Origin of the sequence: Arthrobacter sp. UYEF3 (assembly GCF_040546245.1) — a bacterium.
Lineage (GTDB): Bacteria > Actinomycetota > Actinomycetes > Actinomycetales > Micrococcaceae > Arthrobacter.
Genome location: NZ_JBEPNK010000001.1, coordinates 58,928 through 83,512 on the forward strand (window position 1 = coordinate 58,928; position 24,585 = coordinate 83,512).

At 66.2% G+C, this 24,585-nt stretch carries 24 protein-coding genes, 1 other RNA gene and 1 riboswitch; of the genes, 14 read left to right on the forward strand and 11 right to left on the reverse strand.

The genetic code is table 11. From position 1 onward, the window contains the following. Positions 1–883: 883 nt before the first annotated feature. The gene (locus tag ABIB14_RS00215) at positions 884–3,277 is read right to left on the reverse strand and encodes a polysaccharide deacetylase family protein (protein WP_354233236.1); all 2,394 of its coding nucleotides are present in this window, start codon (positions 3,275–3,277) and stop codon (positions 884–886) included. Positions 3,278–3,872: 595 nt separating this feature from the next. Beyond that, positions 3,873–5,177, reverse strand: coding sequence for a polysaccharide deacetylase family protein (locus ABIB14_RS00220; protein WP_354233238.1), 1,305 nt, complete (start codon positions 5,175–5,177; stop codon positions 3,873–3,875). Between the two features lie 563 nt (positions 5,178–5,740). On the opposite strand from ABIB14_RS00220, the gene ABIB14_RS00225 reads away from it, so the two are divergent. From ABIB14_RS00225 to ssrA, 13 genes are all read left to right on the forward strand, one after another. Further along, entirely contained in the window at positions 5,741–6,964 is a 1,224-nt protein-coding gene (locus ABIB14_RS00225; RefSeq protein ID WP_354233240.1) for a TadA family conjugal transfer-associated ATPase, read from the forward strand. Then, on the forward strand, positions 6,964–7,818 hold the full coding sequence (locus ABIB14_RS00230; RefSeq protein WP_354233242.1) for a type II secretion system F family protein: 855 nt from the start codon (positions 6,964–6,966) through the stop codon (positions 7,816–7,818). Before ABIB14_RS00225 ends, ABIB14_RS00230 begins: the two co-directional genes overlap by 1 nt. Positions 7,819–7,826: 8 nt before the next feature. Then, a complete protein-coding gene (locus ABIB14_RS00235; RefSeq protein ID WP_354233244.1) occupies positions 7,827–8,756 on the forward strand; it encodes a type II secretion system F family protein in 930 nt (309 codons plus the stop codon). A gap of 51 nt (positions 8,757–8,807) precedes the next feature. Then, positions 8,808–9,056 (forward strand): hypothetical protein, encoded by a 249-nt coding sequence (locus ABIB14_RS00240; RefSeq protein WP_354233246.1) that lies wholly within the window; start codon positions 8,808–8,810, stop codon positions 9,054–9,056. A gap of 144 nt (positions 9,057–9,200) precedes the next feature. Next, on the forward strand, positions 9,201–9,548 hold the full coding sequence (locus tag ABIB14_RS00245) for a TadE family protein (RefSeq protein WP_354233526.1): 348 nt from the start codon (positions 9,201–9,203) through the stop codon (positions 9,546–9,548). Continuing rightward, entirely contained in the window at positions 9,529–10,053 is a 525-nt protein-coding gene (locus ABIB14_RS00250) for a hypothetical protein (protein WP_354233248.1), read from the forward strand. The genes ABIB14_RS00245 and ABIB14_RS00250 overlap by 20 nt, the downstream gene beginning before the upstream one ends. After that, complete coding sequence (locus tag ABIB14_RS00255; protein ID WP_354233249.1) at positions 10,050–10,523, forward strand: pilus assembly protein TadG-related protein; 474 nt, start codon at positions 10,050–10,052, stop codon at positions 10,521–10,523. Before ABIB14_RS00250 ends, ABIB14_RS00255 begins: the two co-directional genes overlap by 4 nt. A 12-nt stretch (positions 10,524–10,535) precedes the next feature. After that, positions 10,536–11,651 (forward strand): peptide chain release factor 2, encoded by a 1,116-nt coding sequence (gene prfB, locus ABIB14_RS00260; protein ID WP_354233250.1) that lies wholly within the window; start codon positions 10,536–10,538, stop codon positions 11,649–11,651. A 161-nt stretch (positions 11,652–11,812) separates the two neighbouring features. Next, positions 11,813–12,571, forward strand: coding sequence for a cell division ATP-binding protein FtsE (gene ftsE / locus ABIB14_RS00265; RefSeq protein ID WP_354233252.1), 759 nt, complete (start codon positions 11,813–11,815; stop codon positions 12,569–12,571). Continuing rightward, positions 12,568–13,482: a permease-like cell division protein FtsX gene (gene ftsX, locus ABIB14_RS00270; protein WP_354233254.1), complete on the forward strand. Its 915-nt coding sequence runs from the start codon at positions 12,568–12,570 to the stop codon at positions 13,480–13,482. Before ftsE ends, ftsX begins: the two co-directional genes overlap by 4 nt. A gap of 25 nt (positions 13,483–13,507) precedes the next feature. Continuing rightward, entirely contained in the window at positions 13,508–14,935 is a 1,428-nt protein-coding gene (locus tag ABIB14_RS00275; RefSeq protein ID WP_354233255.1) for a peptidoglycan DD-metalloendopeptidase family protein, read from the forward strand. Positions 14,936–14,997: 62 nt separating this feature from the next. Beyond that, positions 14,998–15,468 (forward strand): SsrA-binding protein SmpB, encoded by a 471-nt coding sequence (gene smpB, locus ABIB14_RS00280; RefSeq protein WP_354233257.1) that lies wholly within the window; start codon positions 14,998–15,000, stop codon positions 15,466–15,468. A 116-nt stretch (positions 15,469–15,584) separates the two neighbouring features. Then, positions 15,585–15,953: a transfer-messenger RNA gene (ssrA, locus tag ABIB14_RS00285) on the forward strand. Between the two features lie 123 nt (positions 15,954–16,076). Here ssrA and ABIB14_RS00290 read toward each other — a convergent pair. Continuing rightward, a complete protein-coding gene (locus ABIB14_RS00290; RefSeq protein WP_354233259.1) occupies positions 16,077–16,211 on the reverse strand; it encodes a hypothetical protein in 135 nt (44 codons plus the stop codon). Between the two features lie 50 nt (positions 16,212–16,261). After that, positions 16,262–16,633, reverse strand: coding sequence for a hypothetical protein (locus tag ABIB14_RS00295; RefSeq protein ID WP_354233260.1), 372 nt, complete (start codon positions 16,631–16,633; stop codon positions 16,262–16,264). A gap of 153 nt (positions 16,634–16,786) precedes the next feature. Here ABIB14_RS00295 and ABIB14_RS00300 point away from each other — a divergent pair, with 153 nt between their 5' ends. Then, positions 16,787–18,217: an MFS transporter gene (locus ABIB14_RS00300; protein ID WP_354233262.1), complete on the forward strand. Its 1,431-nt coding sequence runs from the start codon at positions 16,787–16,789 to the stop codon at positions 18,215–18,217. Between the two features lie 14 nt (positions 18,218–18,231). Here the strand turns inward: ABIB14_RS00300 and ABIB14_RS00305 are convergent, their stop codons facing one another. From ABIB14_RS00305 to hisN, 7 genes are all read right to left on the reverse strand, one after another. Next, the gene (locus ABIB14_RS00305; RefSeq protein WP_354233527.1) at positions 18,232–18,600 is read right to left on the reverse strand and encodes a fluoride efflux transporter FluC; all 369 of its coding nucleotides are present in this window, start codon (positions 18,598–18,600) and stop codon (positions 18,232–18,234) included. Then, positions 18,600–19,046 (reverse strand): fluoride efflux transporter FluC, encoded by a 447-nt coding sequence (locus ABIB14_RS00310; RefSeq protein ID WP_354233264.1) that lies wholly within the window; start codon positions 19,044–19,046, stop codon positions 18,600–18,602. The genes ABIB14_RS00305 and ABIB14_RS00310 overlap by 1 nt, the downstream gene beginning before the upstream one ends. After that, positions 19,043–19,759, reverse strand: coding sequence for a metal-dependent transcriptional regulator (locus ABIB14_RS00315; RefSeq protein ID WP_354233266.1), 717 nt, complete (start codon positions 19,757–19,759; stop codon positions 19,043–19,045). Before ABIB14_RS00315 ends, ABIB14_RS00310 begins: the two co-directional genes overlap by 4 nt. 10 nt (positions 19,760–19,769) lie before the next feature. Continuing rightward, on the reverse strand, positions 19,770–21,065 hold the full coding sequence (locus ABIB14_RS00320) for an Nramp family divalent metal transporter (protein WP_354233267.1): 1,296 nt from the start codon (positions 21,063–21,065) through the stop codon (positions 19,770–19,772). A gap of 98 nt (positions 21,066–21,163) precedes the next feature. Then, on the reverse strand, positions 21,164–21,922 hold the full coding sequence (locus ABIB14_RS00325; protein ID WP_354233269.1) for a class I SAM-dependent methyltransferase: 759 nt from the start codon (positions 21,920–21,922) through the stop codon (positions 21,164–21,166). A gap of 108 nt (positions 21,923–22,030) precedes the next feature. Then, positions 22,031–23,449, reverse strand: a complete 1,419-nt coding sequence (locus ABIB14_RS00330; RefSeq protein ID WP_354233270.1) for an aminotransferase class V-fold PLP-dependent enzyme — start codon at positions 23,447–23,449, stop codon at positions 22,031–22,033. Between the two features lie 33 nt (positions 23,450–23,482). Then, positions 23,483–23,596, reverse strand: a riboswitch (SAM riboswitch). A 104-nt stretch (positions 23,597–23,700) separates the two neighbouring features. Beyond that, positions 23,701–24,513: a histidinol-phosphatase gene (hisN, locus tag ABIB14_RS00335; RefSeq protein ID WP_354233272.1), complete on the reverse strand. Its 813-nt coding sequence runs from the start codon at positions 24,511–24,513 to the stop codon at positions 23,701–23,703. Positions 24,514–24,585 lie beyond the last annotated feature (72 nt).

Genomic DNA, 24,585 nt, shown 5'->3' on the forward strand with positions numbered 1-24,585 from the left:
TTTACACAAGTCGGGTTGTCCCAGGGAGTGGTCATGTTGGGGCGCCTTGGAAGCTATGCGCATCGTCGCGGACGAGGTCGACGAGCCAAGCGGCCATAGCGGGCTGGACCCATTTCGGCAGGCCGCCAAATGGTCCGGCGGCCCGTGGAAGGGGCCATCAGCGACTACGAAGACCGGACACAGTTCGGCGCCGCTGCCTCCCGACTTGTAGACCGCCCGCCGGCTCGTCTTGACGCACCGGCGGGCGTCGGCGCGCGGCACCCTTTGCTGGATGAATCGTTCGATCGAAGAGGTCTGGCTCCAAGCGTCGGACGCAATCTTTGGATCTCTTGTCCGCCGTTCTCAACGTCGCGCTCCCTTTCGGGTGCGCACAGATTCTCTCATTGAATGACTTCTACCTGCATGCGTCGACGGCTCACCTGGACTGGGCCTGGCAGTTCGGGGAATCAGTTCTGAAATTCGTCAGTGGCAGTTGGAGTCCAAGGTCGGAGTCAGAAAGCTGCTTTGCTGTGAGGCAGCCGTAGCCACGTGCCTCGCCGGCACGCCCGAAGATGAAACCATCCGAACCGCCTTGTCCCACCACGTATGAACCCAGGAATCAAGAACCGCAGCCGCCTTGCTTCGTTAGGTATATTCCGTACGGTCGCTCATTCGAAGGAGACTGGGCTGGGGCTGTGCCCACTTCAGTGGACCGATTTGAACTCTCCAGGCGACAAAAGCAAACGGTGACGGCTCTCTACACGAGGATCCTTTGCGGGCTAGTTTCGGGCCCGCCATGCCTCTTCCATTGAACGCATTCTATGGGTGAAAATCCGCCGAGTTGAAAGAAGCAACTAGGGCCCTGATAAATCAGGGCCCTAGTTGCAGTCGTGGAGTCAGCCCATTAGAGGAAGTATCCAAAGACGTCGGCTACGAGCTGCGTAGTTCCCGTCGATTGATTATAAAGATTGACCTTGCCATCGACGGCTCCCACGGGCACCGTCACCATGTTCGGTACCGTTTGGCCTAAACCGTAGTTCAGGTTGGAAGCGTTGGGGCGCGGACTGCCCGAATCGTAAGCAGTGATGAACCCGGACGCCCGCGGCTCGGTTACGGTAACGTTCAGGATCGTGGCCGAGGCAGTAGCGGGGACCGCGTTTGCCCCAGCGACGGCGACCGACACGGTTCCACCGCCAGCTACTGGTCCACTGCTGGTCCGTGTATCAAGGAAGCGCAGCGGCGCGGTTGGCTGGAACGTGCCTAACGCGGATGCCGTACCGGCCAGATAGTATCCGGCGACATCAGCGACGAGTTGGGTAGTTCCGGTGGATTGGTTGAATAGCGTTACCTTTCCATCCGCTCCGACAGGAACGGTGACCATGTTCGGCACGGTTTGACCCTGGGCATAATTCAGGTTGGAGGTACCGGGGCGAGCCGCACCGGACGCGTAGGCTGTGACGAATCCATTGGACTTGGGTTCTGTCACTGTCACGTTCACGGCCACGGCAGAGACGCCTGATGGGATACCGTTTGCTCCGCCGACCTGGAAGCTAACCGTCCCGTTGGCCGCCACCGCACCGCTGCTAGTGCGTGTATCTAGGAACCTTGACGGGGCCAGGGCTTTAAAGGCACCTGCAGCGGTAGGTGTCCCTACCAAGTAATATCCAGCGACGTCCGCGATGAGTTGAGCCGTACCGGTGGATTGATTGAATAGAGTGACGTTGCCATCCGCGCCGACCGGGACCACGACCATGTTCGGAACGGTTTGTCCCTGGCCATAATTTAGATTGGAGGCATTGGGACGTGTTGCACCTGATGCGTAGGCGGTGACGAATCCGTTGGCCTTGGTTTCTGTCACTGTGAGGTTCATGGCAACGGCCGAGACAGAGGCAGGGATACCGGGTGTTCCCGCGACCTTAAATGAAACAGTTCCGTTGGGTGCCACCGGACCGCTGCTTGTACGCGTATCAAGTAGCCGCGCAGGGGTGATGGGCTGGAACGCCCCCGGCGTCGTGAGTGCCTCCGTGAGGCTGTAGTCGTCCGTCACTAGCGTTCCGGTGCTGCTCAGCGTCAACGCCATGGACATGGCGGTGGCGCCGGCAGGAACGGGAGGTGAGGTCCAGCTGGTCTGGGTGTAGGTCGCGGAGGGAAGCGCGAAGGGGCTGGACGTCCAGTAGTGCCAGGCCCCCTGGCCTATCCGATAGTAGAGTTCGAACTGCGTTTGTGCCGTGGATGTGTACCAGGCCGACATGGTGTAGCGGTGGCCCGGCGTTACGGTAGGCGCGCACTGCCCGGTGTCAAGCGGTGGAAGCATCTTAGCGTCACCATCGGTGTAGCTGGACATGACCAGTTGACTGGCGGCAGTCCCCGAATGGGCGGTCGTCACGGTGCTGGTGGTGTACGCGTTGGTGCCGTAGGCGCCCGGAACCCAGCACGCTGGCGGGCTTCCGGCTACGGAACCGGCGGTCTCAAATCCGGGGTTGCGAATCAGGTTCCCTGTAGTGATTGGTGCGGGTGGGGTCGGCCCATTGGCGGCAGAAGGTTTGACCGCGCCGCCGATCACCTGATCCACAGTTTTCACGATGACCCGACCCGCGGCTTGCTCGGTCGCCAGGAAATCGATCAGGGCGTTGAAATCTGCGGTGGGTATGCTGAGCGATTCACCCGCGACACCGATGTGGTGAAACGTATACTGCATCCAGCCGCCGGCCGGCTCCGCCTTTAGCGTCAGATCTTTCAGGTTCTGCAGAGTCCACGTGTTGTCGACCTGGTCCGGCGCCTTGGTCAGGAAGGGGTCTCCCGGCGGGATTGTCTCAGCCAGCGGGAGGACTGCGGAGTCCGGATTCTTACTGGCGATGTCGCCCAGACCACGAGCGCTGTTGTAGCCGCAGGCCGCCACGATCGGCTCAATTGTCGAGTTCGAGGCAGCGAACGGATAGGCGAAGCTGGTGACGCGGAGACCCAGCGCGATCAGCGCGTTGCGGTCGTTACAGATTTGCCGCTGTTGCTCACCCGTGTCGGCCAAGGTCAAATCTGGGTGGGTCACGGTGTGCCCGGCAATCTCGTTGCCGGCCGTCTGAAGCGCCTTGGCCTGGTCAGTGGTCATGTAGTACTTGGGGTCGGAATTGAGAAAGCCTGACGGGACGTAGAACGTTCCCTTCAGGCCCTTGGAGTTCATGTACGCCGCAGCGGCCACCTGATCGACGTGGGAATCATCAAAGGTAAGCGACACGATAACTGGTCCTGCGGCGCTGGCAGGCTGGGCCAGAATGGCCGAATTGAAGAGGGCCGCCAGCATGATTGCCGTGGTACCCATGGCTGCCGCGGTGGCACCGCGGTTATGACGTTTCTGCAAAGGATGGCCTCGCCTATAGCGTGAGACCCCGGTCCACCAAGATTGCATCGCAGGTCCAATCGTCGCGCCTGCGATCAGACCGGTGGACTCTTTCGCGCCCCTAGTGTGTCTCTCCCATCGCACAGCTACAGACTCACCAGTACTCATCGCAGGCAGTTATTTATCCTCATTAGCAGCGGTCGCGACTATGGAGCAGACCGTTTTCGTCGGCGATCCCATCCCAGCACCCGCTGATGGGCGCCACGCTACGGTTGCCTTTTGACAGGGACAACGGTAGCCATTACTTGGTCTACTACTTGGTTCCAACGCTGGGCTCCACCGGGACTAAGTAGCCGGAGCGCGTGCAGGCGCATTATCGGTTTGTCCCGCTGGTGGTCGATAAGGCTGGTGTTATTTGTCTGACGAGGAGCTCGGCGGCACCGGGCGCAGCCAGAGCGCGGAAGGGGGCAGAAGCCAATGGAGTTGGCTCCTGCCCCTGCCCGTGCACAAGTTCAAGGACCGTTTTGAGAGCCCCGAGTCTGCTGCGACCCTTCCAAGGTTAGGGACCCTGGGCGGTGAGGCTGTAGTCGTCCGTTACGAGCGTTCCCGGGCTGCTGAGCGTCAGCGCCATGGACATCGCGGTGGCGCCCGCAGGAACGGGCGGGGAGGTCCAGCTGGTCTGGGTGTACGTGGCGGAGGGAAGGACGAACGGGCTGGACGTCCAATAGTGCCAAGCGCCTTGGCCTATCCGGTAGTACAGCTCGAACTGGGTTTGCGCCGTTGAGGTGTACCAGGCCGACATCGTGTAGCTGCGGCCCGGGGTGACGGTCGGCGTGCACTCCCCGGTATCAAGGGGCGGCAGCACTTTGGCGTCGCCGCTCGCCCAACTCGTCACGACCAGCTGAGCGGCCGCAGTCCCGGAATGGGCGGTCGTCACGGTGCTGAAGATGTAGTCGTTGGTGCCGTAGGATCCCGGAACCCAGCAATTAGGTGGGCCGCCTGCCACGGATCCGGCCGTCTCAAACCCGGGGTTGCGGAGCATGTTCCCTGTAGTGATAGGCGCTGGGGGTGTCGGCCCATTGGCAGCAAGCGGTTTGACCGCGCCGCCGATCACTTGGTCCACAGTCTGCACGATGACCCGACCAGCAGCCTGCTCGGCCGCCAGGAAATCGATCAGGGCGTTGAAATCTGCGGTGGGTATGCTGAGCGATTCACCCGCGACGCCGATGTGGTGGAACGAATACTGCATCCAGCCGCCGGCCGGCTCCGCCTTCAGTGTCAGATCTTTCAGGTTCTGCAGAGTCCACGTGTTGTCGACCTGGTCGGGGGCTTGAGTCAGGAATGGGTCGGCCGGTGGGAGTGTCTCGGCCAGTGGGAGGCCTGCGGATGCCGGGTCCTGGCTTGCTATGTCGCCCAGACCACGAGCGCTGTTGTAGCCGCAGGCCGCCACGACGGTCTCTATTGCGGGGCTCGATGCAGCAAACGGATAGGCGAAGCTGGTGATGCGGAAACCCAGCGCGGTAAGTGCGTTGCGGTCGTTGCAGAGTTGCCGCTGTTGTTCACCGGTGTCGGCCACTGTCAAATCGGGATGGGTGACCGTGTGCCCCGCAATCTCATTGCCTGCTGCTTGAAGGGCGAGCGCCTGGCCAGTGTTCATGTAAACGGGGTCGGAATTGAGAAAGCCCGACGGTACGTAGAACGTTCCGTGCAGGCCCTTGGAATTCATGTACGCCGCGGCGGCCACCTGGTCGACGTGCGAATCATCAAAGGTCAATGACACGACGACGGGGCCAGCGGCGCGCGCTGGCTGGGCCAGAATGACCGAGTTGAAGAAGGTACCGAGTAGGAGCGCTGCGGTACCCATGGCTAATGAAACAGCCCAGTGATGTTCTTGCACAGGATGGCCCCGCCCAAGGCGTGAGGTCCCAGTCCATCGAGTTTGCATGCCAAGTCCAATCGTCGCGCCGACGACCAGACAGGTAGACCCTTCCGCGCGGTTTCCTGTATCCCTTCATTGCACAGCTACAGAGCCACCGGTACTCACCGCAGGCATTCATTTACAGGCAATCAGCAGTATTCGCGAACATGGAAGCAAACTGGTTCACGTCTGCAAACCTTTGTCCACTGCGGCTGATGGGCGACACGCTACGGCTGCTCAACGGCGGTGTCAACGGTAGCCCCCACTTGTTTCCACCACTCGTTTCCAGCCGCACTAGGTGGCTGCGGTCTGACAGCGCGAGCCTCTCGGAGGCGTGCCGTCGTCAAACCGGCGTTTCGGGTGTTACTCGTGTGACATTTGTTAAGGGTCTGGATGTGGGTTTTCCCCAGACGACCCTGGGGGCCCTTGCCCGACAGGGTCCGCACCCTTAGCTTTAACCCCAGTTGCACTGCCCCAGGGGAGGGGTAGCGGTCATTTTGGGGGGCTCCGTGGAAGCTGTGCGCATCGTCGAGGACGAGGTCCGTGAGCTGATCCGCCGTCGAGGGCTGGACCCGCTGCGGCAGATCGGCGAGGTCCGGCGCCTCGTGGAAGAGGCCATCAGCGACTACGACGAGCGCGCGCTCCTGGCACCCCTGCCTCCCATCGGCTCCCTCGACACCGCCAGACGGTTCGTCTTCGACGCCGTGGCGGGATTCGGCGCGCTGCAGCCCTTGCTGGATGATCCCGGGATCGAAGAGATCTGGCTCAACGCGCCCGATGAAATCTTTGTGGCGCGCAACGGCGAATCGGAATTGACGTCCGTCGCCTTGACCGAGCAGCAGGTCCGGGACCTCGTGGAACGCATGCTCAAGAGCTCCGGCCGGCGGCTGGACCTCTCGTCCCCGTTCGTGGATGCGGCGCTCCCGGACGGTTCCCGCCTGCACGTCGTGATCCCGGATGTCACGCGGCGGCACTGGGCCATCAACATCCGCAAATTCGTGGTCAAGGCCACCCGGCTGGAACACCTCGTGGAGCTGGGAACGCTCACCCCGCAGTCGGCCCGCTTCCTCGGCGCGGCGGTGGCCAGCGGGCTCAACATCCTCGTCTCCGGTGCCACCCAGGCCGGCAAAACCACCATGCTCAATTGCCTCGCCGCCGGCATCGGCACCCGTGAGCGGGTGGTCACGGTGGAGGAAATCTTCGAGCTGCAATTTCCGCTCCGCGACGTTGTGGGGCTGCAGTGCAGGCAAGCCAACCTCGAGGGGGAAGGTGAAATCCCGCTCCGCCGTCTCGTCAAGGAGGCCCTGCGGATGAGGCCGGACCGCCTGGTGGTCGGCGAAGTCAGGGAGGCCGAAAGTCTGGACATGCTCATCGCCTTGAATTCCGGCCTGCCCGGCATGTGCACGGTCCATGCCAACTCAGCGCACGACGCCGTCACGAAGATCTGCACGCTGCCGTTACTCGCCGGACAAAACATCTCCAGTGACTTCGTCGTCCCCACCGTCGCCTCCTGCATCGACCTGATCGTCCACTGCAGCCGTCAGTCGAACGGGCGCAGGCAGGTCACGGAGATCCTCTCGCTGGGTCGCCGGGTGGAAAACGGCGTCATCGAATCGTCCATGGTGTTTGACATGTCCACCGGCCAACTGGCGCCGAGGGCGAATTCAATGCCAGCCGCGGAAAAGTTCGCGCGCTCCGGGTACGACGTCGCGGCGCTGCTGGAGCCGCGCTGATGGCGCCGCTGTTGGGGGTGCTCGGGGGTGCCGGACTACTCCTGGTTTGGTGGTCTGCCTGGGAACAGCCGCAGGCGCCTGAGCGTAGGCAACGGGTCAGCCGGCTGGAGGACCTATTGCGGGCCGCCGGCATTGAAAAGGTCAGCCGCCTCGGCCTGATGGCAACGTGCTGCGGCGTGGGTGCCTTCGTGACCCTCCTGTTCTTCGCAGGCACCAGGTCCTGGCCGATTTCCGGCTGCTTTGGTCTGTTCGGCGGTTGGTTGCCGCTGGGCATCGTGAGGTGGCGTGCCCGGAAGAGAACGGCCGTGCTCCGCGAACTCTGGCCCGACGTCGTCGACCACCTGCGGTCGGCGATCCGGGCGGGCCTTTCGCTGCCCGAGGCCCTGATTCAGCTGGGCGAGAAAGGGCCGTCCGAGCTCCGGCCGTTGTTCCGCGACTTCGGTGCGGACTACCGGTCCGGCGGCCAGTTTGACCCGGCACTGACCCGGCTGAAGGAACGGCTCGCCGATCCCGTGGCGGACCGGATCGCTGAGGCGCTCCGGTTGACCCGGGAGGTCGGCGGTTCGGACCTGGGCCGCCTGCTGGGGACCCTCGCCGAATTCCTGCGGGAAAACGCGCGCACCCGCAGTGAGCTCGAGGCGCGGCAGTCGTGGACGGTCAACGCCGCCCGGCTCGCCGTCGCCGCGCCGTGGATTGTCCTGGTGCTCCTGGCCAGCCGGCCCGAGGCGGTGACAGCCTACAACTCGCCAGCCGGTGCGGCGGTGCTGCTGGGCGGTTTGCTGGTCTCGCTGTTTTCCTACACCGTCATGCTGCGGATCGGTGCACTGCCGCAGGACGAGCGGGTGCTCCGGTGAGCGGGTTAATGGCAAACGCGGTGGTCTGCGGCGCCGTCTTGGGCGGCGGTCTTTGGCTATGTCTGGTACGGCTGCCGTTCCTGCGTCCCATCAGCTTCGCGGAGCGGATCGGACCGCAGCTAAGATCGCACGCCCTGGAATCCCGCCTGCTGCGCCCGGCCCCTGGAAACGCAACGCCGTTCGGCCCGCTGGAGCGGATCCTGCGTCCGGTGATCCGTGACTGGGCCCGGGCGCTGGGCCGCCTCAACCCTGGCTCCTCGGCGCTCAACCGCAGGCTTGCCCGGGCCGGGAGCAGGAAGTCGTCGGTGGATTTCCGCGCGGAGCAACTGCTCTGGGCCGCCGGCGGATTCGTCGCCGCCGCGGTGTCCGTGCTGTTGGGCGGAGCATCCGGCCGGTTCAATCCGTTGTTGGCGGTGCTGATCGTCCTGGCTGCAGGGGTTGCCGGTTTCCTGCTGCGCGACTACGTGCTGGGGGTTCAGGTCAAGAACCGGGAGGCCAGCATGATGGCGGAGTTCCCCAGCGTTGCCGAACTCATGGCGCTGGCCGTCAGTGCGGGGGAGAGCGCCACCGGCGCGCTGGACCGGGTCTGCCGGAGAACCCAGGGGGAACTTTCCAAGGAGTTCGCCAGGGTGCTGGCCGATACCCGTGCGGGCAAGCCGCTGGCCGACGCCCTGCAGGACTTCTCGTCCCGCACCGAACTCGGGCCGCTGGTCCGCTTTGTCGACGGACTGATGGTGGCGGTGGAACGCGGGACTCCGCTGGCGGAAGTCCTGCGTGCGCAGGCCCAGGACGTTCGGGACACCGCGAAGCGCGACCTGATGGAATCCGCCGGCAAGAAGGAAATCGCCATGATGGTCCCGCTTGTCTTCGGCGTGCTCCCGCTGACGGTGGTGTTTGCCGTCTTCCCGGGACTGGCAGCCATCAGCCTGGGACTCTGAGCAACCGTACGACCTGAATTAGCTAGCGCAACACTCAAAAAAGGGGAATTAGTGAAGACACTTGGTATCCGCACCTTGTTAATGGCCCGCGTCTTGGGTCTCCTCGCGTGGCGCTCCGGCGCCCCAGGGATCCCGGATGCGCTGCCGCCGGGAACCGGGGACCCGCGCCAGCGCGGCGACGTGCCCGGCTGGGTAATGATCACTCTGATGTCCGCCGTTCTGGTGGCAGCACTGCTGGCGCTCGCAGGCCCGGCGCTGGAGGGGCTCTTCAACCAGGCCATGCAAAAAGTCGGGCAGTAGGCGGTGGAGGCGGCGGGGCGGCAAAGGCGTGTCGGCCGGAACACGGCGGACGCCGGCCGGGACCCGGAGGACGCCGGCCGGAACACCGAGGACGCCGGCCGAGGGGACCCGGAACCTGCCGACGGCTGGCAACGCGGCTCCGCAGTGGTGGATTTCGTCCTAGTCGGAGCGTTGCTGACGATCTTCTTCCTGGCCATCATCCAACTCGCCCTCGTCCTGCACGTCCGCAACACGCTGATTGACGCCGCCGCCTCCGGCGCCCGGTACGGCACCCTGGCCGACCGCGGCGCCGCCGACGCCAGAGAACGCACCACGCAGCTGATCGGCGTCGCTCTCACCGCGGAGTTTGCCCGGGACGTCAGCACCACGGAGACCGGCTACCGGGGCATTCGCACGCTTGAGGTGACAGTCCGCGCCCCGCTGCCCGTCATCGGACTGATCGGCCCCCGCGAAGTGCTGGAGGTGAAGGGCCATGCCGCCATCCAGCCCTAGCGCCGGGCCAAGCGGCAGCCCTAGCGCCGGGCCCAGCGGCAGCACCAGCTCGGGCCTTAACGCCGGGCGAAGCGGCAGCCCTGGCAGTGACGACGGCGAGCGGGGGAGTGCCGTCGTCGAATTCACCTTCCTCTCGCTCCTGCTGATGGTGCCGGTGGTCTACTTCATCATCACGATCGGCCAACTCCAGGGCGGGTCGTTCGCGGTGGTCGGTGCCGCGGACCAAGCGGCCAAGGTCTACGTCGCCCAGCCGGACGCGGCCAGCGGACGTGCGGCCGCCGAGCAGGCAGTGCTGCTGGCGCTCGCCGACCACGGGCAGCCGGCGGAAGCTTCCAGCCTGGAAACCAGCTGCCATCCCGCCGACTGTTCGGCGGCCGGGACCGCCGTCACCGTCACCGTGCACCTCACCGTCCCGCTGCCGTTCGTGCCGTTCGGCGACGCGCTGAGGCTCGACGCCGGCCACCTGAGCGCCACCGCCACCCAAATCGTCGGCCGGTTCCGGTGACCGCCCGGCCGCGCAGCCACCGAAGCGGCGGCAGCGGACGCGGCGAGGACGGCCAGCTGATGGTGCTGCTTATCGGGTACGTGCTGCTGGCCCTGCTCGTCACCACAGTGGTCACGGCGGCGTCCAGCGTCTACATCGAACACAAAAAGCTGCTGTCCCTGGCCGACGGTGCCTCGGTGGCCGCCGCCGACAGCTTCACCCTGGGGCAGCTGGAGAGCGCCTCCGGAGGTCCCACCGCCGTCCTCAGCGCCGGCCGGGTGCGCAGCACCGCCGCTGATTACCTGAACCGCGACGGCGCGTTTGCCCGGTTCAGCGGCCTCGCCGTCTCCCCGGCGACGGGCAGCCCTGATGGTTCCACCGCCGTCGTCGTGCTCAGCGCAGCCGTTCACCCGCCGATCGTTAACTTCCTGGTCCCGGACGGCATCCAGATCGAAGCGACGTCGACGGCGCGGTCCCGGCTGACGCGGTAGGCTTGAAAAACCATGGCAAACATTGATTTTCCCGCAGAAATCCGCGCGCTGCGCGCCACCTACACCTCGATCGAGAACGTTTCGAATGTCGAGGCGCTGAAGGAAGACATCGCCGAATTGAGCGAGCGCGCGGGCGAGCCGAACCTTTGGGATGACCCCGCCGCCGCGCAGGTCATCACCTCAAAGCTCTCGCACAAGCAGTCTGAACTGGAGCGGCTGAACCGGCTCACCGCCCGGATCGACGACCTGGAAGTCCTCGTGGAATTGGGCCAGGACGAGGACGACGCCGCCTCGATGGGGGAAGCAGCCACGGAGCTTGAATCAATCCGCAAGGCGCTGACCGACCTCGAGGTGGTCACGCTGCTCTCCGGCGAATTCGACGAGCGTGAAGCCGTGGTCACCATCCGCGCCGGCGCCGGCGGCATCGACGCTGCGGACTTCGCCGAGATGCTGCTACGGATGTACCTGCGCTGGGCCGAACGCCACGGCTACCCGACCACCATCATGGACACCTCCTACGCCGAAGAAGCGGGGCTGAAGTCCGCGACCTTCGAGGTCAAGGCCCCCTACGCCTTCGGCACGCTGAGCGTCGAGGCCGGCACCCACCGGCTGGTCCGGATCAGCCCCTTCGACAACCAGGGCCGCCGCCAGACCTCGTTCGCCGCCGTCGAGGTCATCCCGTTGATCGAGCAGACAGATTCCATCGACATCCCGGACAACGAGATCCGCGTCGACGTCTTCCGCTCCTCCGGGCCGGGCGGCCAGTCCGTCAATACGACAGACTCCGCCGTCCGTCTGACCCACCTCCCCACCGGCACCGTGGTGTCCATGCAGAACGAGAAGTCCCAGCTGCAAAACCGCGCCGCGGCCCTGCGGGTGCTGCAGTCCCGCCTGCTGCTGCTCAAAAAGGAGCAGGAAGACGCCGAGAAGAAGGCGTTCGCCGGCGACGTCAAGGCGTCCTGGGGCGACCAGATGCGCTCCTACGTGCTCAACCCGTACCAAATGGTCAAAGACCTCCGCACCGAACACGAGGTGGGCAACACCTCGGCGGTGTTCGACGGCGAGATCGACGACTTCATTGACGCCGGCATCCGCTGGCGCACCGACAACCGCAACGCCGAGAAGTAACGGCAGAATCCCGCGACACGCCCCCGCCCTTCCGGCCCCGGCGCAGTTACCCGTGCGTATAGTCGGAGGGCCGGTGCCCTACTTCCCCCCAAAAGAAAGCCCGCGCCCCGGCAGCAGAACTGGTCTGAAAGATGCCCGGCGCCTGCAGGGAATTTAGGGCCATGATCCGTTTCGAAAATGTCACCAAGGTCTACGACCAGAAGGCGCGGCCGGCGCTGGATTCGATCAACCTGGAGATCGACCGCGGCGAGTTCGCCTTCCTCGTTGGAGCGTCCGGCTCCGGCAAATCGACCTTCCTGCGCCTTGTGCTGAAGGAAGACCGTGCTTCCTCGGGCACCGTCTATGTCGCCGGCCAGAACGTGGCCAGGATTTCCAGCTGGCGGGTGCCGCGGCTGCGCCGGGGGATCGGCGTCGTCTTCCAGGACTTTCGCCTGCTGCCGCAGAAAACAGTTTTCGCCAACGTCGCCTTTGCCATGCAGGTCATCGGCAAGAGCCGCGGCCTCATCCGTGAGACCGTTCCCGAGGTCCTGAAAACCGTAGGCCTCGAAGGCAAGGAAAACCGGCTGCCGCATGAGCTGTCCGGCGGCGAGCAGCAGCGCGTGGCGATCGCCCGCGCCGTCGTCAACCGTCCCGGCATCCTGCTGGCCGACGAGCCCACCGGCAACCTGGACCCGACCACTTCGATGGGCATCATGGGCGTCCTCGACAAGATCAACCAGAACGGCACCACCGTGGTGATGGCCACTCACGACGACGACATCGTCAACGAGATGCGCAAGCGCGTGGTGGAGCTCAAGAACGGCGTTGTGATCCGCGACGAGGCCCGGGCGCTGTACACCTCGATGATCCCGGTGGTGGGCCAGTCCCGCCGGCTGCGGGACGCAAGCGGCCGCGATGACACCGGGGAGGGCCAGCTGTGAGACTCGCCTTTGTCCTCTCCGAAATCGGAAGCGGCCTGCGCCGCAACCTGTCCATGGTGGTCTCCGTCATCCTGGTCACCTTCGTGTCCCTGACCTTCGTGGGCGCTGCGGGCATGCTGCAGCTGCAAATCAACCAGATGAAGGGGTACTGGTACGACAAGGTCCAGGTGGCCATGTTCCTCTGCAGCGACGGTTCGACGGCGCCCGGCTGCGCCGCCGGCCCCGCGACCCCTGAGCAGCAGGACAACCTGCGCAAGCTGTTGCAGTCCCCGTCCGTGGCCCAGTACGTCAACGATTTCCAGTTCGAATCGAAGGACGAGGCGTACAAGCACTTCAAGGAACAGTTCTCCAACTCGCCGATCGTGGACTCGGTCACCCCTGACCAGCTCCCGGCCTCCTTCCGGATCAACCTGAAGGACCCGGAAAAGTACCAGGTGATCAGCGAGAACTTCTCCTCGCAGGCCGGTGTGGAGTCCGTCATCGACCAGCGCCAGCTGCTGGAACGGCTCTTCTCCGCGATGAACGCCGCCTCCCTGGTGGCAGTCAGCGTGGCCGGCGTGATGATCGTCTGTGCCATCCTGCTGATTGCCACCACCATCCGGCTCTCCGCCTTCAGCCGCCGACGGGAAACGGGCATTATGCGCCTGGTGGGAGCGTCGAAGACCGTAATCCAGCTGCCCTTCATCCTGGAAGGCGTGATCGCGGCCGTGATCGGTGCGGCCCTGGCGTCCGGCACCCTGTGGGCCGTGGCGCACTTCTTCCTAGGCCAGTTCCTGTCCCAGCAGTATCCGGACACGGCCTTCATTTCCCCGGCCCAGACGCTGATTCTTGCCCCGGCCCTTATCGGCCTGGGCGTCCTGCTGGCAGGGACATCATCACTCCTGACCCTCCGCCGCTACTTGAGGGTTTAGCTTTGCCCAACGAAGAGGAATGCTCATGACACCGAAGGACCGACGGGCCGCCCCGGACCGACGCACGGCCCCGGACCGGCAGGCCGTCCGCCGCAGCCGCCTGATCAGTGCCGCCGTGGCCCTGGTCCTGGCGGCCAACCTGGGCGCCTCCACCCCGGTGGCCTTCGCGGACAGCCTCGAGGACCAGCAGGCAGCCCTCAACGCCGAGGCCGCGCGCGCCCAGCAGTCACTGGAATTCGTAGATGCCCGGATCGCCAAGGCCGCCGGCGACCTGGTCCTCTATCAGGGGCAGCTTCCCGGCGCCCAGCAGGCGCTGCTGGATGCGCAGGGCCGTGTGGCCGGCGCCGTCAAGGAGGTGGAAGCCCTCGCCGCGCGCGTGGATCTGGCGCAGCAGAACAAAGCCAAGATCACCCAGCAGCTGGCAACCGACCAGCAGAAGATGACCGGCACCAAGAAGCTGATCGGCCAGATTGCCACGCAGGCGTACAAGTCCGGCGGGGTGCCGTCCAACCTGGCGCTCTTCTTCGGCTCGAACAAGAGCGGCAGCCTGACCGACACGATTGACCTGGCGGACCAGGCCCTGCGCAGCCAGAACTCCGCGATGGACAAGCTCACCCAGCAGAACGCCACGAACGTGAATTCCCAGGCCCGCCTCCAGGCAGTTGAGGCCGAGATTACGGACCTCAAGACTAAGGCCGACGCCGCGCTGGCCCGTGAGAAGACGGCACGCGACGAGGCCGAAGGCAGGAAAGCCCAGGTGGACAAACTCGTCGCCGACACCACCCGCCTCAACGGCGAACTCGAGGCGGCCAAGCCGGGCATCCAGAATCAGATCGCGCAGGTGAAGGCCCAGCAGGATACCGTCGCTGCGGAAATCGTCGAACGGGACAGGAAGCTGCGTGAGGCCTGGGAAGCCGAACAGCGGCGCATCGCCGAAGCGGCGGCAGCCGCGGCTGCGGCAGCCGCCCGCGCCCAGGGCCAGATAGAGGCCAAGCCGGCGCCCTACGTTCCCGCGGCCCCGGGCCCGGTGTCGGCCTTCGGCCTGCGCAGCCCGTTTAACGGTGTCCCGATCACCTCGGGTTTCGGCTGGCGCGCGACGCCGCCGGGCACCATCGACTTCTACGGCCAGGGCGGCTACATGCACACCGGCATCGACTTCGGCGCCGCCTGCGGGACCCCGGTCTACGCCCCGGCAGCCGGCACCGTCTATTCGGCCGGGTGGGGGAACGACGGCGGCGGCAATCACGTGAAGATCTCCCACGGCGTTGTGCAGGGCAACTCGCTGACCACGATCTTTTACCACAACACCTCCGTGGTGGTCTCGAATGGCCAGCAGGTCAGCCAGGGCCAGCTGATCGCCTACTCCGGTACCACCGGCAATTCCACCGGCTGCCACTCGCACTTCGAGACGTGGGTCAACGGCAGGGCAGTCGATCCGATGGGTCTGCTCTAAACTGGAGTACTCCGCGCCAACCCGGCCGGAGTCAGCCATCAACAGATCCGAGGAGTTCTACCGTGCCGAAAGAAAGTGGCCGGAAGGTAGTGGCCACCAACCGCAAGGCCCGGCACGACTACCACGTCCTGGATACCTATGAAGCAGGCATCGCACTCATGGGTACCGAAGTGAAGTCCCTGCGCGAGGGGCACGCCTCCATGGTGGACGGATTCTGCACGTTCTACAACGACGAGTTGTGGATGGAGGGCATCCACATCCCCGAATACCACCAGGGGAGCTGGACCAACCATGCCGCCCGCCGGCGTCGGAAGCTGCTCCTGCACCGCGAGGAGCTGACCAAGATCTCGCATAAGATCCGCGAGTCGGGTTTCACAATCGTGCCGTTGCAGCTGTACTTCGTTGACGGCCGCGCGAAGGTGGAAATCGGCGTCGCCCGCGGTAAGAAAGAATACGACAAGCGGCAGACGCTGCGGGAGCAGCAGGACAAGCGCGAGGCCCTGCGCGTCATGCGTGAGCGTAACCGGAAGTAGCGCCAGGACCGCAAGCCGGGAATGATTCCCGGCAGGCATGCGTTATGCTTGGTAGTCCGGGAAGGAACCGATAGGTTCAGGTCCGGCTTGCTGAAGCAAGGTTGATAAAAAAATACGGGGATGATCGGTTTCGACGATGTTAGTCGCGACAGGTGAAGCGGGCCGAGGATGCAGAATTATCTCGTAAACGCTGTCTGCAAACCAATAAGTGCCGAATCAAAACGCACTGACTTCGCTCTCGCTGCCTAAGCAGTAAGACAGTCCGTCAGCCCGAGGTTGCTATTGCCCCGGATCCTGGCGTCATTTAGATAGCCACTGCTGTTTACCTCCGTCATCGGGGTGAACGGGACTCTTAGATGACTGGGCCCGGATCAGCCACCTGTTTGCAGGATGGCTGGGGCCGAGAAATTCCGACGCAAACTGCGCCCGGAGAAGACCTGACAACACGACATCGGACGGGGGTTCAATTCCCCCCATCTCCACATACGGAGCCCCGGCAACGGGACTCCACCCCGTAGCAAAAAGGCCGGAAGCATCAGCTTCCGGCCTTTTTTGCTGTCTTCGAGGCATCCGACCGCGCCGACGGCGGTCTGCCGGGCAGGAGCCGGTCAGCGCTTCTTGATGTGCGCCACCGGATCGGTGTGCTCGTCCACGATGTGCTTGGTCTTCTTATCGACCCGTTTTTCTTTGATGGTTTTGACCGGCTTCTTCGTGAGGTGCCGGTGCGGCGACTTGTCAGGCATTTCGCGCTCCCTAAAAAATGGGGGCCCGGGATGAGCCCGTGCTTTTAAGGCTACGCCTCGGGCACTGAGACGTCCACGATGCCGACGAAGCGGCTCCCCACACCCTCATATTCGCTGCGGACCAGCCCTGCAGCCAGGTCCGGCCGTTCGTAGGGGGCGTGGTGGGCGCAGCAGACGTAGGTGAAATCCGGCCACCACTTCTTCGGTCTCGCCATCTCGGAGAAGCCGCAAACGGCGCAGCTCAGCTGAACCCAGACCGGGCGTTTGCCCGTCCGGTTGGCCCTGGACTGGAGGAGCCAGGCCGGCGGGCTGTCCAGCAGTTCGCCAAGTTCGGCGTCGGACAGGCGGGATGGAATGCCGTGACGGTGGGCCATCTCCAGCGGAATATCAAGGGCCTGGGCAGCTTCACGTCTCGTAACCATCCTGCAATTTTACGGGATCCCGGGCCCCGTCCGGCCCGCCGCTGCACCGGCGCCGGCCGGTGCTAGGCTCATTCCGTACCCGGCCCCCACCAGGCGGATAACAGCCAGGCAGACAGCCAGAGAGCCGGGACGGCCGTGAGGAAGGCAGCAGCCATGTCCCGCACCCCCGCCGCGGCCTTGACCGGCCTCGAGAAGCGCGTGCTGTACGTGGCGATCGTCGCGTCCTTCATCGCCTTCCTCGACGGCTCGGTGGTCAACCTTGCCCTCCCGGCAATTGGCCGTGAGCTCGGCGGCGGGCTGGTGGTCCAGCAATGGGTGGTGGACGCCTACCTGCTGACCCTGGGGGCGCTGATCCTCGTGGCCGGCTCCCTCTCTGACCAGTTCGGCCGGGTACGGATCCTGCAATGGGGCCTGGCCGGCTTCACCGCTACCTCCGTGCTCTGCGGGCTCGCTTGGAGCGGTGAGTCCCTCATTGTGGCGCGTGGCCTGCAGGGCGTCGCCGGGGCCCTGCTGGTGCCCAGTTCGCTGGCCCTGATCGTGTCGGTCTTCAGCGGGCCTGCCCAGTCCGCCGCGATCGGCAAATGGTCCGCCTGGACCTCCGGGGCCATCATCGCCGCCCCGCTGCTCGGGGGCATCTCCGTGGATGTCTTCACCTGGCGGGTGATCTTCTTCCTCAATATCGTGCCGGCGGTGGCGGTGTGGCCGGCGCTCCGCCGGTTGCGTACCCAGGACCTGGCGCGCGCGCCCGGCAGCACGATAGACGTTACGGGCACCGTCCTGGCGGTCATCGGACTGGGCGGCATCGTGTACGCCTTCATCGAACGCGGGGCGCTTGGCTGGGGCTCCCCGCAGGTCTGGCTGCCGCTGGTCCTCGGCGTTGCCGGACTCGCCGGGTTCCTGCTGCACGAGCGGCGCACCCCGGCGCCGATGATGCCGCTGCGTCTTTTCGCTATCCGCAACTTCGGCTGGGGCAATATCGCCACCGCGGTCATCTACGGGGCGCTGAACCTTGGCTTCTTCGTTCTGGGTCTCTTCCTGCAGCAGGTCGCTGGTCTGGGCGCCACCGCCGCGGGCTTCGCCCTGCTGCCCTCCACCCTGATCCTGCTCCTGCTGTCCGCGCGGGTCGGGGCCCTCTCCGGCCGCTACGGTCCGCGCTGGTTCATGACGGCGGGGCCGCTGCTGTGCGCGGCAGGCTTCCTGATGCTGCTGGGCATCGGCCTGCCGCTTGAGTACTTTTCCGAGGCTTTCCCCGGTCTGGTGATCTTCGGCGTCGGACTGGCGGTGACCGTGGCGCCCCTGACCGCGGCGATCCTGGGCGCCGTGCATCCGGAAGAGGCGGGGATCGGGTCGGCCGTGAACAACGCCGTATCCCGCATCGCGGGGCTGGTGACCATCGCCTTCGCCGGGCTCATCACCGGACCCATGATTACGACGTCGGGGCTGCACGCCACGGCGGCAGTCACCGCCGGGTTGTTCATCGCGGGCGCCGTGGCATCGGCCGTCGGGATCCGCAACCCGCCCCCGGAAGCCCCGGAAGCTCCGGAAGCCCCGGAAGCCGGGGGAGCGGACGCCGCATCGGCCTGACCGGACCGGCCGGCCTAAGAGACCAGAAAGATGCCGAGGGCGGCGGCGGAGAGGCCGGCCGCCAGGTTGGCTCCCAGGTTAATTGCGGCTGCCCGATACCGGGCCTCGCTGACCAGCCTGACGGTGGCGGTGGCCCAGGAGCTGAAGGTGGTCAGGCCGCCCGCCAGGCCGCCGGCGACGCCGGCCTGCCACTCCGGTCCGAGTCCCAGGTGCGGCGTGATCCCTAGGGACAAACCGATGATGAAAGACCCTGTGACGTTGACGGTGAGGGTGGCCCAGGGCCAGTGCGGATGCGGACCATGCCGGTGCGCAAACCAGGAATCCACCGCGAACCTGAGCAGGGCGCCGGTAATCCCGAAAATCCCCACTAGCAGTGCGGTGATCACTGCGCGCCGTCCCGCAGGCCGGCGAGCACCTTGCCCGACTTCCAGCCAGCCGCCGACGCACCGAGTCCCAAAACCAGGGACAGCGCCAGGTAGGCCAGCCAGAGAGCGTGGAAGCCGTCATGGATCTGCTGGTCCAAGGTGAGGGCCAGCGCCGAAAAGGTGGTGAAGGAGCCGAGCAGCCCCGGTCCTAGGCCGGCCCGGAGCCAGAAAGCGGTCCCCGGCCGGGTGATCCAGAAGGTGGTCAGGGCGGCCAGCACGAAGCTTCCAACCACGTTGATCGACAGGGTGGTCCACGGCACGGCCCCGGCCGACTCAGGGAAGACCAGCCCCGCACCGTAGCGCAACTCCGTGCCGATCAGACCGCCGACGGCGACGGCCGCCCACGCCCGCCAGCCCGGAACTCCGGACACTGCGGCCGGGCGCCGCTCGGGCAGCGTCCTCATTCAGCGCCCGCGACACTGCAGCCGGGGTGGGGCGAGTCGCTGTGCACCCAGAGGGCGGAGGCCACCCCATCGGCGAGGTCGAGGTCGCGTGACTCCCTGCGGCTGCTGACGCGGACTACGATCGGGCCGCCGAACGGTTTCCGGCCTACAACCTCGACCTCGGCGTCGAGGTCGATCCGTTCCGCGGCGAGATAGCGCAGCAATTCCGGATTTTCATCGCTGATCCGGGTGATCCGGCCGGTATGGCCGTCGTCGAGCTCATTCAGACGGTAAGCCGGCGGCATCAGGACCGAGCCGTCGGCGGCCGGAATCGGATCGCCATGGGGATCCCGGACGGGGTTTCCCAGCTTCGCTGCCATCCGCTCGATGAAGGTTTCCGAGACGGCGTGTTCAAGGAGTTCTGCCTCGTCGTGGACCTCGTCCCAGCGGTAGCCGAGTTCCTGGACCAGGAAGGTCTCGATCAGCCGGTGCCGCCGGACCATTGAGAGGGCCAGCCGGACGCCATCGTCGGTCAGGGTGACGGCACTGTACGGCTTGTGGTCCACCAGGCCCTGGTCCTTGAGCTTGCGGACCATCTCGGAGACCGATGAATTGGCCACGCCCAGGCGCTGGGCCAGTTGCGTGGAGCTGATGGGCTTGTCCTGCCACTCCGTGAAGGAATAGATGACCTTGACGTAGTCCTCGATCGAGGAGGATGGCGGACTGGTCTTCACGGCCCCAAGCCTACCGCCCGGCGGCACCGGAAAAGGTGAGCCACAGCAGGACCAGGTTCAGAGCGACCACCAGGATCACGCTGAGGATCGCGGCGGTGCGCAGCGCCGGCCCGTCAACGAATCCTCCCATCAAGGACTTGCTGCTGGTCAGCACCACGAGCGGGACCAGGACGAAGGGGATCCCGAAGCTGAGCACCACCTGGCTGAGCACGAGGGCCCAGGTGGGGTCGAAGCCGACGGACAGCAGGACGATAGCGGGGATCAAGGTGAGCAGCCGGCGCGTCAGCAGCGGAATCCGGATCTTGAGCAGGCCCTGCATGATGGTGCCGCCGGCGTAACAGCCCACGGAGGTGGAGGCCAGGCCGGAGGCGAGCAGGCCGACGGCGAAGACCACGCCGATCACCGGGCCGAGGCTGGCCGTAATGGCGGCGTGGGCGCCCTCGATGGTATCCGTTCCGTCAACGCCGGACAGGGTGGACGCGGCCAGCAGTAGCATGCCGATGTTGACGATGCCCGCGACGGCGAGCGCCACGATCACGTCCCAGCGTGTGGCCTTGACCAGCCGGGCGAGGGCATGGGGCGGGACATGCAGGTGCGGGTCCGGGCGGTGCCGGTCCCGGGACAGCGCCGAGTGGACATATATGGCGTGCGGCATCACGGTGGCGCCGAGCATGCTCGCGGCCAACAGCACCGTGTCCGGCCCCTGGAAGCCGGGCACCAGGCCGGCCAGGACGCCGCCCGGGTCTGGCGGCCTGATGAAGAGCCCGGCCAGGAATCCGACGGTGATGATGCCCAGCAGGAAAATGATGACGAACTCGAAGGGCCGCTGCTGGTTGCGGCCCTGCACGACAAGTAAGGCCATGGACATGCCGCCGACGATGATGGCGCCGAGGGGGAGTGGAAGTCCGAAGAGCAGGTACAGGGCCACCGCACCGCCCACCACCTCGGCCAGGTCGGTGGCCGCGGCCACGATTTCGGCCTGGACCCAGAAGGCCCTGCGCGAGGCCGGCCTGAGCCGCTCGCCGAGGATCTCGGGAAGACTCTTGCCGGTGACGATGCCGAGTTTGGCGGACTGGTACTGGACCAGCACGGCCATGACGTTGGCGGCGACGAGCACCCAGACCAGCAGGTAACCGTACTTCGCCCCGGCGGTGAGGTTGGCGGCCACGTTGCCGGGGTCCACGTACGCGATGGCAGCGACAAACGCCGGGCCGAGCAGTCCCAGGAGGGCGCGGCGTCGGCCCCGGACCCTGCGGACAGGCGGCTGCCCTGCGGGCGGGGGTTCGTGTCCGGTGACGTCAAGCACTGCGGGCTCCGATGAAAGTTCCTGTCGGCCTATATCGAAAAGTTAGGTACACCGAAATACTAGGCGCGGCCGCTGTTCCGCGCAATGCGGGCGCCACCTCAGGCCTTGGTGGCGCGCCAGCTTTGCGTCAGGTAGGGAAGCAGCAGGATTTCCCCGCCGTCGTGCCCCAGGTGCGTGTGGAGGTACCAGTCAAGGTTGCCGAGCACCTTGGCACGGGTGTCCTCGCCGGCGCGCAGGTAGTAGCTGCGTGACTTCGCCAGTTCCAGAATGTCCTGCGTGCCCACGGGCTCCTCCCAGCGGGTGAGATGACTCTCCAGCCCGGTGAATCCGGGGCCCAACGGCGGCTTGAAGTCCGGTTTGTGGACGTCGCCGGCATGCATGATCCGGGACAACCGGTGCACCCAGGGGACCGAGGTGTCGAGCTGGTTCCAGATCAGGCCGAGAACGCCGTGCGGGCGAAGGATCCGCGCCACCTCGGTGCTGGCCAGCAGTGGATCGCACCAGTGCCAGGCCTGTGCCACTGTAACCAAGTCGTACGCCGCCGGCGCCAGGCCCGTGTGTTCGGCGGTGCCCTCGACCGCGGTCACGCCCGGCAGGGCCCGGCGCAGCTGTCCCAGCATGTCCGGCGACGGGTCCACGGCCACGGTCCGGAGCCCCCGCGCAACCAGCAGGGCCGTGAACTTGCCGGTCCCCGCCCCCAGGTCGACGACGTCGCTGGCCGCCGCCGGCACGAGCCAGTCGGCTGAGTCCTCGGGGTAGCCGGGCCGGACCCGGTCGTAGTGCTCGCCGCCGTCCAGGAAGCTCCGGCCAAGCTCCCGCCGCCGGTCCTGGTGCAATTTGGGGCCGCCCCGTGCCACGTGCGATCTCCTTCGGCAGCTGAAGCTGGGTACCTATCGAATTTACCGCACGCGGCGGGCGAGGACGCTCCCGGTGCTAGCGGCTCCCGACGCCGGCCGCTCCCGTTGCTAGTCGAGCGTGCAGGGCGCGGCCCCGGCCGTGCCCGGCGTGTTGGGAGCCCACTGCGGGTAGCTGCGGGTGTCGTTGGCCGGCACCCAGCGGCCGGCGTCCACGACATAGTCCCAGCCGAGGCCGTTCCGCCGCAGCTCCTGGAGCCCGGCGAGCAGCCGCCGGGCGTCATCGAGCCGGGACCCGAGGCCAAAGCTGGCGCGGAGCGAACCGGCCGGCAGACCGAGCCGCTTCAGCAGCGGGTGCGCGCAGAACTGGCCGTCGCGCAGGCCGATCCCGTGTTCCGCGGACAGATATGCGGCGACCAGGCCGGCGTCGTATCCGGCGACCGAGAAGTTTACGACCCCGATCGTCCCGGGGCCGTCCGCCAGTGCGGTGTCCTCGAAGATGTGGTGCACGCTCACGCCTTCGATCTGTTGCAGCCCCTCGACCAGGAAGGAGCGGATGGCATCCTCGTGGGCGTGCCACTGCTGCTCGTCAAGTGCCTCGATCACCTGGCTGGCGCGGGCCAGCGCGGCCGCGCCGAGGACGTTCGGCGATCCGGCCTCATGGCGGGCCGGCCCGGTGGTCCAGCTGACACTGTCCAGCCGCGCGTCCCGCACGGCGCCGCCCCCGGCCAGGTACGGGGTGCCGGCGTCGAGCCAGTCCGGCCGGCCGACCAGCACGCCGGCGCCGAACGGGGCGTAGAGCTTGTGGCCGGAGAAGGCCAGGTAGTCGACGTCGTCCGCGGCAATGTTGATACGGCGGTGCGGGGCCAGCTGGGCGGCGTCAACGGCGATCCGGGCGCCGAATTCGTGCGCGAGGGCGGCGAGCTCACGGATCGGCAGGATTTCGCCGGTGACATTGGACGCGCCGGTGACAGCGAGCAGGCTTACGCCGCCGCGGGCGAGCTCCCGACGGAGCCGCGCCAGGGTGCCGGCCAGGGTAGGGGCTGCGACCACGCTGCGGTGCGGGACGCCCTGCCAGGGGAGCAAGTTGGCGTGGTGCTCGATGTCCAGGTAGAGCACCTCGCCCGTGTGCCGGCCGTGGGCAACGGGCAGGCAGCCGGCCAGCAGGTTCAGCGAGTCGGTGGTGTTCCGGGTGAAGATTACGGAATCGTCCGGGCGTCCGCCGACAAAGCCGCGGACGATGTTCCGGGCGTTTTCGTACACCGAGGTGCTCAGCTGGGAAGCGTAACCGGCGCCCCGGTGGACGCTGGCGTAGAACGGCAGGATCTCATTCAGGAACGCGGAGACCACCGACAGGGCCGGGGCCGAGGCGCCGTAATCCAGGTTCGCGTAGCGGACGTGGCCGCCCTGGATCAGCGGGGCCGGGATTTCGGCGCCGGAGACCGCGGACAGGGGCCGGCGGGCGGCGTCGAAGCGTGCCGCGGAAAGCTCCGGGCCGGCGGGGTGGGTGGGGATGGTGGCAGTCGTCATGGGACCTCGCTTGAAAAGGACCCCGCTGACAGGGATCCGCGCTTGCCGTGTCCGCTCCGGACCGGCCAGGTCGTCACCCGGGGCACCCCGCCGCGAATGGAGGGTTGCCGGCCAGCAAACCGGGGTTTAGCGCTGGCACTCGTGACCTGCACCGAGCCTAAGACATGGCCGGCCGAACCGAAAAGGGAAGTCCGGATTGTGAAGCGTTATGTTACGGCACGGCGCGGCCGGCCCTCCCTGGAGCGGGCCCGCTACAGCAGGTCGTCGAGCCCCGGGTTGAGGCGCTTGAGGACCTCAGAGTGGAGGATCGAGTTGGTGGCCAGGGCGTTGCCGCCGAAGGGGCCATCCTCGCCCTCGAGCGAGGTGAAGCGGCCGCCGGCCTCCGTCACGATTGGAACCAGTGCCGCCATGTCGTAGAGGTTGAGTTCCGGCTCGCAGGCGATATCGACGGCGCCTTCGGCCACCAGGCAGTAGGACCAGAAGTCGCCGTAGGCGCGGGTGCGCCAGACTTCCTCGGTCAGGCCGAGGAACTCGTCGAGGTTGCCGCGCTGTTTCCAGCCGCCCAGGCTCGAGTAGGACAGGGAGGCGTCTGCGAGCTGGGAGACGTTGGAGACCTTCAGCCGGGTGGCGGCTGCGAGGGAACGGCCCATGTACGCGCCGGCGCCCTTGGCCGCCCACCAGCGTTTGCCGAGCGCGGGTGCGCTGACGACGCCGACGACGGGTTCGCCCTCATCGACGAGCGCGATCAGCGTGGCCCAGACGGGGACTCCGCGGACGAAGTTCTTGGTGCCGTCGATCGGGTCGATGATCCAGCGGCGCGAGCCGTGGCCGGAGCTGCCGAACTCCTCGCCGAGGACGGCGTCGCGCGGGCGGGAACGGGACAACTGACCGCGGATGGCTTCCTCGGCGGACTTGTCGGCGTCGGTGACGGGGGTCAGGTCCGGCTTCGTTTCGATCCGGAGGTCGAGGGCCTTGAAACGGCTCATGGTCTGGGAATCCACGGAATCTGCCAGTACATGGGCAAGGCGCAGGTCATCGTTGTAGCTCGAAGCGGGTTGACTCATGGTTACAAGCTACCGTCAAAAAGCGCGGCGGCCGGGGAGGCCACGTCGCAGCCGCCGAGGAGACGCCGTTTG